Source organism: Methylobacterium sp. WL116, assembly GCF_008039455.1.
Taxonomy (GTDB): Bacteria; Pseudomonadota; Alphaproteobacteria; order Rhizobiales; family Beijerinckiaceae; genus Methylobacterium.
In genome coordinates, this window is the sequence record NZ_VRUV01000739.1 from 1 (window position 1) to 1,727 (window position 1,727).

At 69.2% G+C, this 1,727-nt stretch carries 1 protein-coding gene and 1 pseudogene; one reads left to right on the plus strand and one right to left on the minus strand.

Going from position 1 to position 1,727, the window contains the following annotated elements; translation table 11 throughout:
• Nucleotides 1–107 precede the first annotated feature (107 nt).
• Nucleotides 108–722 carry an NIPSNAP family protein gene (locus FV223_RS26815; RefSeq protein WP_147729762.1) on the plus strand — a complete coding sequence of 205 codons (615 nt, stop codon included), beginning with the start codon at nucleotides 108–110 and terminating at the stop codon, nucleotides 720–722.
• A gap of 10 nt (nucleotides 723–732) precedes the next feature.
• Here FV223_RS26815 and yejB read toward each other — a convergent pair.
• A pseudogene (yejB, locus tag FV223_RS26820) lies at nucleotides 733–1,632 on the minus strand (microcin C ABC transporter permease YejB); the annotation flags it as partial.
• Nucleotides 1,633–1,727: the final 95 nt, after the last annotated feature.

The following is a 1,727-nucleotide window of genomic DNA, read 5'->3' on the forward strand; positions in this document are numbered from 1 at the left end:
GTGGGGTATCGCAGCCGCCACGCGCTGCGCGCGACGGTCGGGCGGGTGCTGGGCCCGCACGGCGCGCGGCCCCATATCCCCGGTTGATCAGCCGGAGGCCGATGGGCATGCTCTACGAACTCGCCGCGCTCTCATGCCCCCTGAACGCGCTCGATCGCGCCTCCGAGGGGGCGGCGGCCTGGGTCGGCGCGCCCGAGGCCGGCGGCAGCGTGCTCGGGAGCTGGCGCACCGAGATCGGGATGCTCGGCCGGCTCCTGGTCCTGCGCGGCTTCGAGGCGCCGGAGGCCATGAGCGCCGAGCGCCGTCGCGCCCTCATGTGCGCGAGCCCGTTAAACGCCGGCGGCGTCGCGACCGCCCTGGAGATGGACAGCTACGCCGCCTTTCCGTTCCTGCCGCCGGTGCGCACCGGCGCCCGCGGCGGCGTCTACGAGTTCCGCACCTACCGCCTGAAGCCTGGTGGCCTGCCGCCGACGCTCGACGCCTGGGAGGCGGCCGTGCCGCCGGCCAAGCCCTACACCGACCACCTCGTGACCAACCTGTACGCGCTCGACGGCGCGCCGCGGATCACCCACATCTGGGGCTTCCCGAGCCTTGGGGAGCGGGCGTCCCTGCGCCGCGCGGTGCAGGGCTCGGGGCACTGGCCGCCGAAGGGCGGCCCCGACCACATCGCCGAGGCCGTCTCCAGTATCGGCCTCCCCGAGGCCTGGTCGCCGCTGACCTGATCGTTGCCGCTCAGGTGGCGCGGGCGGAAAAGTCGATGCGCGGGTCGATCCAGACGTAGATCAGGTCGGAGAGCAGGTTCACCGCCAGCCCGAGCAGCGAGAAGATGTACAGGGTGGCGAACACCACCGGATAATCGCGCCCGACGATCGCCCGGAACGAGAGCTCGCCGAGGCCGTCGAGCGAGAAGATCGTCTCGATCAGCAGCGAGCCGGTGAAGAAGGCCGAGATGAAGGCTCCGGGAAAGCCCGCGATGACGATCAGCATCGCGTTGCGGAAGACGTGGCCGTAGAGCACCCGTCGCTCCGACAGCCCCTTCATCCGGGCGGTGAGCACGTACTGCTTGCGGATCTCGTCGAGGAACGAGTTCTTGGTCAGCAGCGTCGAGGTCGCGAAGGCGCCGATCACCAGGGCGGTCAGCGGCAGCACCATGTGCCAGGCGTAGTCGCCGATCTTCTGCCAGGTCGAGAACGCCTCCCAGCCCTCGCTGGTCAGCCCGCGCAGGGGGAACCACTGGAAGAACGAGCCGCCGGAAAACAGGATGATCAGCATCAGCCCGAACATGAAGCCCGGCACGGAGTAGCCGACGATGACGACGAACGAGGACCAGCGGTCGAAGCGGGCCCCGTCGGAGACCGCCTTGCGGATGCCGAGCGGGATCGAGATCGCGTAGGACAGGAGCGTCATCCACAGGCCGAGCGAGATCGAGACCGGCAGCCGCTCCTTGATCAGCTCGATGACGGTGACGTCGCGAAAGTAGCTGCGGCCGAAATCGAAGCGGACGTAGTCCCACAGCATCTTGGCGAAGCGCTCGGGCGCCGGCTTGTCGAAGCCGAACTGCTTCTCGAGCTTTGCGATGAAGTCGGGGCTCAGCCCCTGCGCCCCGCGGTAGCGCGAGCTCGCCTCGCCGCCCGAGCGCTTCGCCAAGATGCTGTGGGACTACGTCCGCTTCGATTTCGGCCGCAGCTACTTTCGCGACGTCACCGTCATCGAGCTGATCAAGGAGC

Coding starts and splice junctions, on each gene's coding strand:
- FV223_RS26815 (WP_147729762.1), top strand. CDS start 108: ATGCTCTACGAACTCGCCGCGCTCTCATGCCCCCTGAACGCGCTCGAT.